The 13863-nt window shown below is 51.2% G+C and carries 9 protein-coding genes; 5 read left to right on the forward strand and 4 right to left on the reverse strand.

Annotation, left to right across the window (positions count from 1 at the left end; all coding sequences use genetic code 11):
• The first annotated feature begins 76 nt into the window (after positions 1 to 76).
• Positions 77 to 1480: an aminotransferase-like domain-containing protein gene (locus tag HMPREF9469_RS16235; protein ID WP_007863784.1), complete on the forward strand. Its 1404-nt coding sequence runs from the start codon at positions 77 to 79 to the stop codon at positions 1478 to 1480.
• Here HMPREF9469_RS16235 and HMPREF9469_RS16240 read toward each other — a convergent pair.
• Positions 1447 to 2739 carry a RelA/SpoT domain-containing protein gene (locus HMPREF9469_RS16240; protein WP_007863785.1) on the reverse strand — a complete coding sequence of 431 codons (1293 nt, stop codon included), beginning with the start codon at positions 2737 to 2739 and terminating at the stop codon, positions 1447 to 1449. The two genes, HMPREF9469_RS16235 and HMPREF9469_RS16240, sit on opposite strands and share 34 nt — an antisense overlap.
• 161 nt (positions 2740 to 2900) lie before the next feature.
• On the opposite strand from HMPREF9469_RS16240, the gene HMPREF9469_RS16245 reads away from it, so the two are divergent.
• Positions 2901 to 4838 carry a leucine-rich repeat domain-containing protein gene (locus tag HMPREF9469_RS16245; RefSeq protein ID WP_007863786.1) on the forward strand — a complete coding sequence of 646 codons (1938 nt, stop codon included), beginning with the start codon at positions 2901 to 2903 and terminating at the stop codon, positions 4836 to 4838.
• A 98-nt stretch (positions 4839 to 4936) separates the two neighbouring features.
• On the forward strand, positions 4937 to 6139 hold the full coding sequence (locus HMPREF9469_RS16250) for an FprA family A-type flavoprotein (RefSeq protein ID WP_007863787.1): 1203 nt from the start codon (positions 4937 to 4939) through the stop codon (positions 6137 to 6139).
• A gap of 227 nt (positions 6140 to 6366) precedes the next feature.
• Here HMPREF9469_RS16250 and HMPREF9469_RS16255 read toward each other — a convergent pair whose 3' ends face one another.
• A complete protein-coding gene (locus HMPREF9469_RS16255; protein WP_007863788.1) occupies positions 6367 to 6714 on the reverse strand; it encodes a helix-turn-helix transcriptional regulator in 348 nt (115 codons plus the stop codon).
• Positions 6715 to 6886: 172 nt separating this feature from the next.
• Here HMPREF9469_RS16255 and HMPREF9469_RS16260 point away from each other — a divergent pair, with 172 nt between their 5' ends.
• Positions 6887 to 8272 carry a sensor domain-containing diguanylate cyclase gene (locus tag HMPREF9469_RS16260; RefSeq protein WP_007863789.1) on the forward strand — a complete coding sequence of 462 codons (1386 nt, stop codon included), beginning with the start codon at positions 6887 to 6889 and terminating at the stop codon, positions 8270 to 8272.
• Here HMPREF9469_RS16260 and asnB read toward each other — a convergent pair.
• Both asnB and HMPREF9469_RS16270 read right to left on the reverse strand, forming a co-directional pair.
• Positions 8248 to 10101, reverse strand: a complete 1854-nt coding sequence (gene asnB, locus HMPREF9469_RS16265; RefSeq protein WP_007863791.1) for an asparagine synthase (glutamine-hydrolyzing) — start codon at positions 10099 to 10101, stop codon at positions 8248 to 8250. The genes HMPREF9469_RS16260 and asnB overlap by 25 nt on opposite strands.
• 58 nt (positions 10102 to 10159) lie before the next feature.
• On the reverse strand, positions 10160 to 11533 hold the full coding sequence (locus tag HMPREF9469_RS16270) for a hypothetical protein (protein WP_007863793.1): 1374 nt from the start codon (positions 11531 to 11533) through the stop codon (positions 10160 to 10162).
• A gap of 392 nt (positions 11534 to 11925) precedes the next feature.
• Here HMPREF9469_RS16270 and mgtE point away from each other — a divergent pair, with 392 nt between their 5' ends.
• Complete coding sequence (gene mgtE / locus HMPREF9469_RS16275; protein WP_007863795.1) at positions 11926 to 13275, forward strand: magnesium transporter; 1350 nt, start codon at positions 11926 to 11928, stop codon at positions 13273 to 13275.
• Positions 13276 to 13863 lie beyond the last annotated feature (588 nt).

Genomic DNA, 13863 nt, shown 5'->3' on the forward strand with positions numbered 1-13863 from the left:
TAATTGTATGCCATACAAGAATAGTATTTTAAAGGTACAATTTGGGTGATATAATGGCATCAAAAAGGAGATAGCCATGCCAGTCAATTCATTTAGTGATTACCCCATGTCCTGGGCGCCGGATAAACAGGAACTGACCTATCCCATCTATTATTGTCTTGCGGATATGATGGAGAGGGATATTAAAAGCGGGAAGCTGTCCGCCAATACGAAGCTGCCTCCTCAGAGGGAGCTGGCCGATTTTCTGGATCTGAATCTGAGTACCATAACAAAAGCATACAAACTCTGTGAAATGCGCGGGCTGATCCACGCAGTGACAGGAAGAGGAACCTTTGTGACCCCCTATGCAAATGTGTCCACCTCAACGGTGGAAAAGAGCACTGCTCCAAGGATTGAGATGGCTCTGATCCATCCCTTTTATGAATCCAATGCCGCCATCAGGGATCTGACCGTTGAGATCTTAAAAAAACCCTTTTCAGAGCAGCTGTTTGAATATTCCCATCCATTGGGGGACAGGGGACAGATCCTGGCCGGCGCCCGGTGGCTGTCGCGGTTCGGGCTGGATGCGGGCGAGCACAATACCATCATTGCAGCAGGGGCCCAGAACGCCCTTGCCACCATATTGTCATCCCTGTTTGAAGCAGGGGACCGTATTGCGGTGGATACCTATACGTATCCCAATTTCATCAGCCTGGCCAATCAGCTGTATCTGCAGCTGGTCCCCATTGAAAACGACAGGGAGGGAATGCGGCCCGACCAGTTGGAAAGCGCCTGTGCCCTGCAGAACATCAAAGGCGTTTACATGATGCCGGCGGGAAGCAACCCCACCAATATTGCATGGTCGGATGCACGAAAAACGGAGATTGGCGGGATCATCAGGAAAATGGATCTGATGGGAATTGAGGATGACAACTATGCCTCTCTCTTGGAAACCCCATACATCCCGGTTACCCTGGAGGCCCCCGGAAACTGCATTTATGTCAGCGGGCTGTCCAAGCCTCTGTGTCCCGGACTGAGAATCGCGTACCTGTATGTCCCGGAATCATATATCAATCCCATGGAGCAGGGGATCTTCAGCCAGAACCTGAAGATATCTTCTTTAAACATGGAGATTGCGGCCGAGATCATCCGAAGCGGCCTGGCATGTAAGATTATACAGAAGAAGCAGAGATCCGCCCTCAGGCGCAATGGGATATATGTTTCCTATTTTCCGGACAGACCGGCCTGCATGGAATCATACTATCAATGGCTGGAACTTCCCGTGCACTGCACCGGAAGATTGTGCGAGGCTGAGTTGGCACGCCTGGGAGTCAGTGTATTCGGCGCCGAGCGGTTCTCCGTGGGAAACCAAGTAAAAGCAAATGCGGTGCGGGTTGCCACCTGTTCAGCGAAAAGTGATGAGGAGCTGAAACAGGGGCTTACCATACTGCGCGGTCATATCAGGGATCAGGAGGAGGCATCCCCCTCCTTTATCGTATGAGTTTCCGTCTTAGCATCGCCCTTTACAAGGCGGTGGGCCAGGGCCTGGTATACTTCGTGGATCTCATCCCCCTGATGCATCAGTTCCTCCACATCCGGCGTCTCAATGTCATGGATCAGCACGTTCCTGGTCCTGCGCAGCGCGCCCACTTTGTTGGAAAGATCCTTGTCAAGCACGTTCATCCGCCTCAGCGTATTGATGTTAAAGGCGCCGTATGATTTGGGAACATTGCGGCAGGCCGCTTTGTTGAGAAGGTTCTCCAGCGGAACCCACTGGCCGAAGAAATAGTCAATGGCTTTTAGGGATTTGGGATCCGCATTTTCATTGCCGGTCCGCAGATCCTGATATATATGGTAGCGCTTTTCATTGCCCGTGATGATCTGGTCAATGATCTGCTGGGAAATGTTGCGGCGGTCTTTTTCAAATTTTACTGATTTTAATATGGGCTCGATATCTTTTACTTTAACGATCTTCAGCTTGCTCAAAAGCTTAAACAGCAGTTCTATGTTTCCCAGGCGCAGCTCAATGTCCTCCTGCTTCAGGTGATTGCTCATATAGTTGTAAAGGTAGGAGGCCAGGTCGTACTGGCTGCTGAAGGTGGTGTCTTTATTCTTGATCCGCTCATTTCCGGCACTCTGAAGGCGTTCCAGGGCAATCTCACCTGTGAGTACCAGCCCGTTCAGCTCGTCCAGGATAGAAAGCTCCTCATCGGACAGGGCGCCCTGGAGCGGTTTGTAGATCAGGTCGTGCTCCACCTCGGACCAGGCGTGCATGAGCACGGAAGCCACCTGTATCTCCACCCGGACAGAAGTGTATTTTTTCTGGGCAGGAACAACGGATCCCTCGCTGATGTGGATCCTGTAATGGTTGGCCCAATAGCCGGAAAAACGCTTGTTGTAGGTGGGCGGTTTGGACTGTTCCGGGAACTGCTTGTTTTCCAGGACCGTAAACAGATCGTTGATCAGGGCGCCTGCCTTGTCCCGGTCGCCGGGGAAGTAAAGGGATACGCGCACTCCTGCCAGGTCAAACATATCATCATAAATTTCCTTCATGCTCCTGTATGGGGTTTCCCGCTCTGAATTCCTCAAAATGGCTTTGTTTCTCAGCCTTCCCGGGTTCTTGGCCCTGGAAGTTACAATGGCACGGATACCGGCGGCCTGCAGCGCTGTCTCCAGCTGTTTGGCAGCCAGACGTCCGGCATTTTCATAGAATGTATATTTTTTTCGGTAGTTCTCTATAAATTGGCTGATCAGATCCAATATGAACACCTCCGTTCCTGTTTCTGGATAAAAACAGTATATCGTAATGCATGTGATAATTCAAATACTTTCAGGTCCAGGTGTATTCTTTTCTATTTCCAATTTATGTGATACAATGGAAAACATATATAACATATGATTTTCAGAAAGAGAGAACAGGGATGAAGCTGACAGAACTCAAATGCACTGCCTGCAACGGAACACTGAAACTGGATGAGAAGAACCCCCACATAGCGGTGTGCGAATACTGCAGGTCCCGCTATGTGCTGGAGGACGAGGGGGAGGGGAATGTCCGTCTGTCCTCCCAGCCGATCAGGATGAATTATGTGCCCCAAACGCCGGGGGGATCAAAGCAGCCTTCCTCATCCGGGAAGCCTTCCGGGCGGGACAAGGAGGGATGGATACGGGCAGGAGCTGTCACAGGCCTGGCCCTTGTGGTCTTGGCGCTGGTGTTCGGACCGGGATTAAAAAAACAGTGGGATGGATCCAAGGGGCCCGGGCCCGTGTCAGTGACAGACAGAAGAAAAAACGGAAGCGGTGGGGCTGTTACAGAGTCAAAGGCTTTGGAGGAACCAAAGGAGGAAAAGGCCGAGCTTACGGGCCTGTTTGGGGACATGGCTTCCATTGCCATTGGAAAGCCGGCCGGCAGTCTGACGGATGAGGACCTGGCAGGTATCCGGTGGGTGGAGTATAAATATTCCTCCGACCATATCCTGGCCGGATACAGCTTTGAGGATCCGATGGAGGACCGGGATGCTGACCTTACATGGCTGGAGTTTGACCGGGACAAGACAAAGATCGATATGAAGGCATTGTCCCGTTTTACGGGGCTTAAAGCCCTCAGTGTGGCAGGATATGTATCCGCCGGAGATATTAAGGGGTTAAAGCTGGAGCGCATCAGCTGCTATGGAAAGAGCATGCAGGAGGTGGCAGCTGCCTTTGAGGATCCCGGACAGCTAAAGGATCTGCGTGTCAGCGCGGGACTGAAAGACTTGGAAGGAGTGGGAGTCTTTACAGGGCTGGAGCGCCTGACCGTCAGGGGATCGGATCTGACGGATATCAAAGCCCTGGCCGGCATGAAAGGGCTTAAATCCCTGACCATGGAATACTGTAATGAACTAAAGGATTTTTCCGTTCTGTCCGTGATGACCTGGCTGGAGGAGGTGTCGGTCCAGTCTGAAAACATGAAGGATATAGGTTTTGTGAAAAGCATGCCTGCTCTGACCTCATTGTCCCTGTCAAGGGCCGAGGTCCTGAACCTGGACAGTTTGAAGGGGAATACCACTCTTAAGTCCCTGGCTGTTGAGGACTGCAGTAAGGTGACGGACCTGAGCGCCGTATCAGGGCTGACCGGGCTTACGAAGCTGCGTCTGGATGTGCCCTATAACTGTCCTCAGCCTGATCTCAGGGGGCTTAGCGGGCTGAAAGAGCTTGCGGTATCCGGAATGGATACGGTGGGATATCTGGCAGGCATGGGGGAGCTTGAGGAACTGGTTCTGGAGTGGGTGGATATCGATGCCACCTCGGCCTTTGCGGGGCTTACAAACCTTAAAAGGCTGAAATGCTCCCGCATTCCGGATACCACCAAATGGGGATTTGTCAGCAAAATTCCGGCCTTGGAGATACTGGATCTAAACGGTGTGGCTACCTATGAGGACATATCGGGCCTGTTTGGAATGCCTGCCCTGAGGGAACTTTATCTGAACGGGGTGGAGTGTGAACTGGATTTTGGAAAGCTCTCCCCCAATGGGAACCTGGAAGTGGTGGAAATGGACGGAGTCAAGTTATATAAAAATGTTCAGATCAGCGGCGGGGGAGGGATCGTGTACGTGGACTATGACAAGGTAAGCCTGGATGAACACACGGACTTCCTTGGAAACTATCCCGGACTTAAAAGCCTTAGCCTGTCCGACAATATGCTCACCGGCCTGGAGTTTGCCGCGGCTTTGCCGGAACTGGAACGTCTTACGGTCAGGGATAATTACATAACAGACATAAAACCCCTGGAAGGTCTGGGCAGGCTGCGCTTCCTGGACTGCACCGGCAATCCGGTGGAGAATTACAGGGTCCTAAGCCAGGACGTGACCATCCTTCAGTAAGTGTACACTAAATAATACAGTGACAATCTGGGTAAAATGTAGTATACTTCTAAACGAAATAAAACATTGATTATCATTTAACGAAAGGATGACTGAATATGTACTGTGTAAAACGCATTAAAGATGACCTGTTCTGGGTTGGCGGTACGGACCGCAGACTGGCCCTGTTTGAGAACGCATTTCCCATTCCCAGGGGTATCTCCTATAACGCATACCTGCTTCTGGATGAGAAGACGGTTCTGTTTGATACCGTGGACCGTGCCATTACAGAACAATTCTTTGAGAATATAGACGCTCTTTTAAAGGGACAGAATCTGGATTACGTGGTGGTGAACCACATGGAACCGGATCACTGTGCAACCCTGGGTGAGATCGTGCGCAGATATCCCGAGGTTCAGGTTATTTGCAATGCCAAGACCGTTCCCATTATCAAGCAGTTCTATAATTTTGATATTGATTCCAGGGCTGTCATTGTTAAGGAAAATGATACCCTGAGCACGGGAAAACATACATTTACCTTTATCATGGCTCCTATGGTGCACTGGCCCGAGGTGATGGTGACCTATGATATCACGGACAAGATCCTGTTTTCCGCCGATGCCTTCGGCACATTCGGCGCAATGAACGGAAACATCTTTGCTGATGAAGTAAACTTTGAACGGGACTGGCTGGATGATGCCAGAAGATATTATACCAATATTGTGGGTAAATACGGCCCGTCTGTACAGACTCTTTTAAAGAAGGCCTCTGCCCTGGAGATCCATACCCTGTGCCCCCTTCACGGACCTGTGTGGAGAACGGATATCGAGTGGTATGTGAACAAATATCTGACCTGGAGCAGCTATGCGCCCGAGGAAAAGGCCGTGATGATCGCATACGGAAGCATTTACGGCAACACGGAGAATGCGGCCAATATTCTGGCAGGCATGCTGGCGGACCGGGGCGTAAGGAACATTGCCATGTATGATGTGTCCTCCACCCATCCTTCCATTATGATCTCCGAGGCATTCCGGTGCAGCCATCTGGTGATCGCGTCCGTTACCTACAACGGCGGTATTTTCAGCAACATGGAGCATTTCCTCACAGACCTGAGGGCCCACAATCTGCAGAACAGGACAGTGGCCATCATGGAGAACGGTTCATGGGGCGTGCTTTCCGGAAAACAGATGAGAGAGATCATCGGTTCCATGAAGAATATGACGATCATGGAACAGTCGGTAACTGTAAAATCCTCATTAAAGGATGTTCAGATGGCTGAGCTGGAAGCAATGGCGGACGCCATTGTGGAGTCCATGAAATAAACCGTGATCGCCCATTGATGATCAATGTTTTTCATACCGGATCAGTGAGATGACAGGAAACAACAAAAACAGCCTGCGGCGCAACAGATGGTGCCGCGGGCTGTTTTTCTGTATGATCATACATTGCAGTACATGAAAAATATGTACCTTAATGAATATCTTGTTGTATTTTTTTTGTTCTCGTAGTAAAATAATTAAGGTATACGGGAAAATTTGGGGGAGCAGGATCACGGGGAATCAGCTGCCTTGCTCCGCATCAGTTCCGTTACATACCGGACAGCGGGAAGAAGCGCCTTGGCCTCTGCCTCGCTGCAGTTGTGCAGTTCCCAGAGAAGCTGCTGTTTGGCGTCTCCCAACGCCTCAGCGCCCGGATAAAATATTCTGTCCGCCGGGATCCTCAAAGTGGTAACCAAAGGATAGAGAACCTCGAACTTAGGATTCCCGCGGAAGTTTTCAATATTAATAATGGTACGGACATCAATTCCCAGCTTTTCAGCCAGGGATGCCTGGGACAGTCCCTGTTCTTCCCGGGCTTTGCGGATGACCGTACCTAAAGTTTTAACGTAATCATGCATTGTGATTCACCTCAATACTAGTGTACACTACAGTTCTCATATTATGAATTACTATGGGATACATATATTTTATGAATTAAAATACACTTGCATACCAGGCACGAATACATGGAAACCTATGCATCACAGTGCCGGGTCAGGGGAATGTTGCAGGAAAGGAAGAAATTGGTTCATGGATGGGAAGTTGGATGAAAGGAAGCCCCAAAACCGCATGGTGCTGGACGCGGAACGGGAAAAAGAATATGCAGGCTCCCTTTCCGGGATTTTTGATGAACTGGTGGAGTGCAATATAGCTACCGGCCAGTGCAGGAGCATTTTTTTTACAAAGGATAAGAGCTGCCTTTGTGTGAACCGGACCCTGGAGGATTTCCAGGCTTTTGCATGGGAGAGGATCCATCCCGAGGAATGCGGGATGTTCCTGGGGATATTCAATAAAAAACGGATGGAGGAAGCTGCCGGAAAAGGAGAGCATTTATACCTGGAATTTCGCTGTCTCAGGAAAACGGGAGGCTACACCTGGACCCGGGTGCTTCTGATACCGGAAAAACACTGCCGGGACATCATGCTGTGTTACGGGATCGACCTGGGCCAGGAGGACCGGGAAGTCCATGTACTGAAGCAGATTGTGGACCGATATGTGTACAGGAATTGTGATTATCTCATCTGCCTGGACGCATCCAAGGATGCCTATACCCTGCTGCGCAGAAATGAGGGGGCGTCCCTGTTCCCTCCTGACTCATCCGGCAGCTACAGCCGGATGATCGGCTTTTTCATTGATACATATGTGGCCAAGGAGGACAGGGAGCGGGTCAGAAAAGAAATGCAGATGGATCATGTGTTGTCCGTGCTGGACAAGGAAGGGGAGCACACGGTCTCCTACGGGGTGACGGACTCCGGGAAGGGGTATTTCCGCAAGCGGTTTCAGTATGTATATTATGACAGGGCCAACCACATTGTGCTTCTCATGAGGACCGATATCACCAAGGAGTACAAGGAGCAGTGCAGACAGAAGGAGCGGCTGCGGGATGCCCTGCAGCATGCCAGGGTTGATTCCCTAACAGGGCTTTTCAACAGACAGGCCATCCACAGGGAGATCGGACGGTTCTTAAATGACCCCCGCCATCCCCGGGCCGTCCTGCTTTTCATGGATCTGGATAATTTCAAGAATGTCAATGATACCATGGGACACAGGAGCGGGGACCAGGTGCTCTGCCAGGTGGCGGAACTGTTCCGCAATACCCTGCGTTCATCTGATCTGATCGGCAGGGTTGGGGGGGATGAGTTTGTGGCATTCCTTACAGGCGTTGTCTCCGAGGAGGAGGGAATGGAATGCGCCAGGCGCCTGTGTGATGCGGTGGGAGGGATCACGGACCCAATGCTTGGGCCCATGAAACTGTCCTGCAGCATAGGAGGGGCCGTGTGCCCCAGGGACGGACAGGATTATGACACACTGTTTGTAAAGGCGGACGCGGCCGTTTATGAGGCAAAGCACAGGGGAAAAAACCAGTGCGTGTTCTATATGCCCGGAATGGATCATTCCACCAGTTCAATGTCATAGGTTTTCATCCAGAAGTTGATCTGCAGGATATAGGCCATCATCTGGGGGCCTGCCATCAGCTGGCCGTACCAGGGTTTGCCGTAGTCGCCGGGATTGGACAAGAACAGTTCCAGCTTTTTCCGGTCCAGGAACTGCATCACGGGCGCATGGCTGTCGGACATCATTTCCCGGACACGGCCTGCCAGCAGTTTTTCATAGGAAGTATCATATGTTTTTGGATAAGGGGACTTGCGCCTGAAGAGGATATCTTCGGGAAGCAGTCCCTTTGCCGACTGCCTGAGCAGGTTCTTTACCACCCCGTCCCTGGTCTTCATATCCCAGGGTACGTTCCACACATACTCTATGATCCTGTGGTCCGCAAAAGGAACCCTGGCTTCCAGGCCTGAATACATGCTGGCGCGGTCCATCCGGTTCAGAAGGGTCTGCATGAACCACCTCAGGTTCAGGTAGGCGATCTCCCTGCGCCTGGCTTCCACCGGCGTATCCTCGGCCAGGACAGGGGTTTCTGCCACGGAGCGTTCGTAAGTGTTTTTTACATAATCGTCCATGTCCAGATACTCCAGGAAGCTGTCGTCAAGCAGGATCTTTCTGGCATTTAGGTCCATGGTCCAGGGGAACGTATGGGCTTCAAAGCACTCTTTTTTGTGAAACCAGGGATAGCCGCCAAAGATCTCATCCGCGCACTCGCCGGTGAGGGCCACCTTGTTGTATTCCTTGACCATGGAGCAGAACTGGAGCATGGAGGAATCAATGTCCCCCATGGCGGGCAGGTCGTGGGCCAGAACAGAGTCATAGAGCCGGTCGGCCTGGGTGAGATTGCCGCATTCCAGGTAGTGGTGGTCACTGTCCAGAAACTGTACCATACGGTCCACAAAGGGGCGGTCCTGGGAGGGCTGGAAGGAATTGGCCTTAAAATACTTGTCATTGTCCACAAAATCAAAGGAGAAGGTGGTGAGCTTCTTTCCCTGCTTTCTCAGCTGCGCGGCGCAGATTGCGGATACCAGGCTGGAATCCACGCCCCCTGAAAGAAAGGTACAGATGGGCACATCGGAGACCATCTGTCTGCGCACCGCGTCCTGTACCAGGAAGGATGTCTTTTCAACGGTTTCTTCATAGCTGTCCTCATGGGGATGGCTTTCCAGCTTCCAATAGCTCTTAAGACGCAGCCCGCTGTGGGAACAGATAAGGAAATGTCCTGGCAGCAGCTCTTCCATATCTTTGAATACGCCGCATCCGTAAGTCCTTGCAGGGCCGATGGAAAATATTTCGTTCAGTCCTTTTTTGTCCAGTCTGGGGCGGATGCCGGGATAGGCAAAGATTCCCTTTGGCTCTGATGCAAAGATGATCTCCTGGCCCCGTACCATGTAAAACAAGGGTTTTACACCGGACCTGTCTCTGAACAGGCACAGCCGGTTTTTGGCAGTGTCCAGGATGGCAAAGGCAAAGATGCCGTTTAACTGCTTTACAAACTCCGGACCGTACTCCATGTATCCGGTGAGAATGACCTCGGTGTCGCTGGAGGTCTGAAAGGAGCGGCCGCAGCGGATCAGGTCCTGGCGCAGTTCCTCCGTGTTGTAGAGCTCTCCGTTGTAGACAATGGCAAAGGTCTGCCCGGAGCCGGATTTCACCATGGGCTGGCGGCCGCCGGACAGATCAATAATGGACAGGCGGGCATGGGAGAGCCCGCCGTGTTCCGCCAGATACAGGCCGCTGTCATCCGGCCCCCGGTGGCGCTGCCGGCCGGCCATGTCGGCCAGAACGGTTTCGTAATGTATTTTTTCTTTCAGGTAATGGTCATGGGGGTTATAAAAACCAGCAATTCCGCACATAATCAGTTCCTCCTCGTTCTATGAGATATAAACTGCCCGGAGCGTGCTTTGAACACGCCTAAAGCAGGAAACAGGCTGCAATAAAGGTACACAGAAAGCCCAGGCATACGGGGACCAGATTCTTTCTGGCCAGGTCCAGGGGGCTTACGTTACAGATGGCGGCCACAGGGATAAGGCCCCATGGTACAATGGTGCCTCCGCCCACAAAGATGGCGGTGATCTGTCCAAGGGCTGCCATAACAGGTACGGACGCGCCGGTGGCAAAGCCAAAGGTGCGGGCCAGGGAACCGGTGAGAGGAAGGCCGGAGAAGCCGGAGCCGTCCAGTCCCGTAAGGCTTCCCACCGCCATCTGGATCAGGGCGGCCACGTATTTGTTCAGGGGGGCATTTTGCGCCAGCCACATGGCCCAGTCGTTCATGATCCCGTGGGAAAATCCCTGGCCCATGATGGCTGCGATCCCTTCTCCGCCTAGAAAGAAGTAAGCGCCAATGATGATCACTGGTGCAAAGATGCGGATGGCAAAGAGAAAACCGTCCGTCACATACCCGGTCACCTTTTCTAAGGACTGTTTCCCGAAACCCAAAAGCGCGCCCAGGCACATGAGGATCAGGGCAGTGCCCGATACCATACTGGTGGCGCTGTTGCCCTTTAATTGAAATGCCAGCATCAGAAGAATATCCCCCACAAATGCCAGGGGGGTGACAACGGCCATGATCACAGCGGCCCTTCGGTTCTGCGGCGGATCGGTGCTCTCGGTCTGGATGGACAGGCGCAGCCCCTTTCCTTCCATTTCCTCCCTGTTTAACAGATATGCGCTTCCCACCGTCACAATACCCATAACCCAGAACACAGGCCATGCCTGATGAAGGATGCCTGTGGTAGTAATGCCTGCCGCGCCTGCGGAGACAGCGGGTGCGCCCTGGATGACAAAGTCATAGCTTAAGGCAAATCCGTGGCCAAAGAGGTTCATGGCCATGGCTGCCGCCAGGGGATTCAGTCCGGCCTTTACTGCAAAGGGAAGCATAATGGTGCCTACCAGCGCCACCGAGGGGCTGGGCCATAAAAAGAGAGAAAAGACAAACATGGTCAGACCCAGGATCCACCAGGTGATGGAGGGGGTTTTCATGATTCTGGACATGGGGACCATCATCAGATAATCACTGCCAAGGTCCTTTAAGCATTTGGAAAGGGAGGTGACCAGGGCTATGGTGGCCAAAACCTCCATGAATTCCTTTCCGGCATAGAGAATGGCATTGAACACGGTCATAATCCCTCCGGTAACGGATTTAAGACCGATCAGTCCAAGGATGAAAAGAAAAGCAATACAGACAGCCAGCGTGTCCCGCCTCATGACCATGACAGCCAGGATGACGATGACGCCTATGAGATAGGCATAGTGCAGGGGAGTCAGCGCTATGGTGGATTCAATCATATGAGTCACTCCTGTTATTTGAGAATATAATCTATAGTATGAGAAAAATCAGGCAGCGGTGAAATAATCCTTATTTTGGGGTTGATTTTATGGCGGTGTGCTGGTATGCTTAAATAACGGAATAAAATAAACAATGAAAGGAAGTGAACCTAAGTGGAAGGTCGAAGTCGTAAGATGGAAGCAGACAATTATCATAAGCGTGTGGTAGTGGGAGCTGTTATGGCGGCTTTGGTCCCGCTTTGCTTTCACTGCCGTTAACAGACTGATACAGGGCGCCTTTGCGCGTCTCCTCATGCGTTTATGATGATAGCCATGGATTACGGAAGGTTTCTGTAATTATGGCTATTTTGTGTGCTGCTTTCATGGATTGTACCGTTCATGAAAGGAATAAGATGCAGGAGAATTTTGACTTGAAAGAATTAATGGAGCTGTTGGATACCAGGCAGTTCCGCAGACTAAAAGAGATATTGTTGGAGATGAACGAGGTGGATATCGCCTCCTTCATAGAGGAACTGGATTCAGAGAAGACAGTGGTGGTGTTCCGCATGCTGTCAAAGGAAGTGGCCAGTGATGTGTTCGCCAACCTTCCTGTGGAGGACCAGGAGCATATCATCAACAGCATAACGGATTATGAGCTCAGCGCCATTGTCAACGACCTGTTTGTGGATGATGCGGTGGATATGCTGGAGGAGCTTCCTGCCAATGTGGTGAAGCGTGTGCTCCAGAACTCAACCGCCGGCACCAGACAGCTGATCAACCAGTTCCTCAAGTATCCGGAGAACAGCGCCGGAAGCATTATGACAGCCGAGTATGTGGGCCTTAAGAAGACCATGACCGTGGAACAGGCGTTTGCCTATATCCGCAAACATGGGGTGGATAAGGAGACCATCTATACCTGCTATGTGATGGATGCCAAACGGAGGCTGGAAGGGGTGGTCACGGTAAAGGACCTGCTGATGCATCCCTATGAGGAGATCATCGGCAATATCATGGACACCCATGTGATCAAGGCGGTGACCACAGACGACCAGGAAGAGGTGGCCGAGAGCTTCCGCAAATATGACCTGTTAAGCCTTCCGGTTGTGGATCATGAGGAACGGCTGGTGGGGATCGTCACCGTGGATGACGTGGTGGACGTGATGGAGCAGGAGGCAACCGAAGACTTTGAGAAGATGGCTGCCATGATCCCCAGTGAGAAACCATACCTGAAGACAGGGGTATTTGTCCTGGCAAAGAACAGGCTGGCCTGGCTTTTGATCCTTATGGTGAGCAGCATGATCACGGGCGGCATACTGGCCAAGTACGAGGCGGCATTTGCAGTGCTTCCCCTGCTGGTGACCTTTATCCCCATGCTGACAGACACAGGCGGCAACGCGGGCAGCCAGAGCAGTACCATGATCATCCGCGGCATGGCGGTGGGGGAGATCGAGGCCAGGGACATATTCAAGGTATTGTGGAAGGAACTCAGGGTGGGCGTGATCGTGGGCGTTCTTTTGGGGCTGGTCAATTACATCCAGCTGGTCATCCGTTTCCCGGGAAGGGAAATGCTCTGCCTCACCGTGGTCTTAAGCCTTCTGGCCACCGTGGTGATCGCCAAGACCATTGGCTGTGTGCTGCCCATTGTGGCCCAGGCCGTGCATTTGGACCCGGCTATTATGGCGGCGCCCCTTATTACCACCATTGTGGATGCGGTGAGCCTTATCATTTATTTTCAACTGGCCTGCAGCCTGTTAAGCATATAAGTGCGCGCTGGGAAAATCAGCCGCAAAGATGGGCTGTCCTGAACAGTTACGAAAGGATTGCTGTGGATCAAGAAGAGACAAGAAAGAGAATGGAAGAGGGAAGGCATTCTGGGGAACGATATTGTGGAGGAGCATATGGTGGGGAATGACGGACATAGGTACCCGGCTGTTGGGATAAATCGTATAAATATTCAGAATATTCACATGCTGGTAAACAATAAACTAATAAGAATGAAATTTAATGAGAAAAGTATTGACAAAACATGGGCGATTATGTATACTATAAATAACAAAAGAAACGAAATAAAAACAAGGAGGTACGGTCCGCCGGAAAGAGATTTTTCGTTTTCTATATAATTTTAAATTATATATGAAAACAGAGAATAAGAGATCTGCCTGATGAAATGTGAAAGGAAACCAGATACATGACCGGTTGATATTTTCATATACCAAGTAGATTATCAATGAACGGGAACATTTTAATGATATGACGAGAAAGTATCAGTAAAATGAAATTGATAATGAAAGGTGAAAATAAAAACAGTACATGTAAAGGGATGACTAAAACACAAAGTAAAGAGAGCAGAG

The organism is [Clostridium] citroniae WAL-17108 (genome assembly GCF_000233455.1).
Taxonomy (GTDB): Bacteria; Bacillota; Clostridia; order Lachnospirales; family Lachnospiraceae; genus Enterocloster; species Enterocloster citroniae.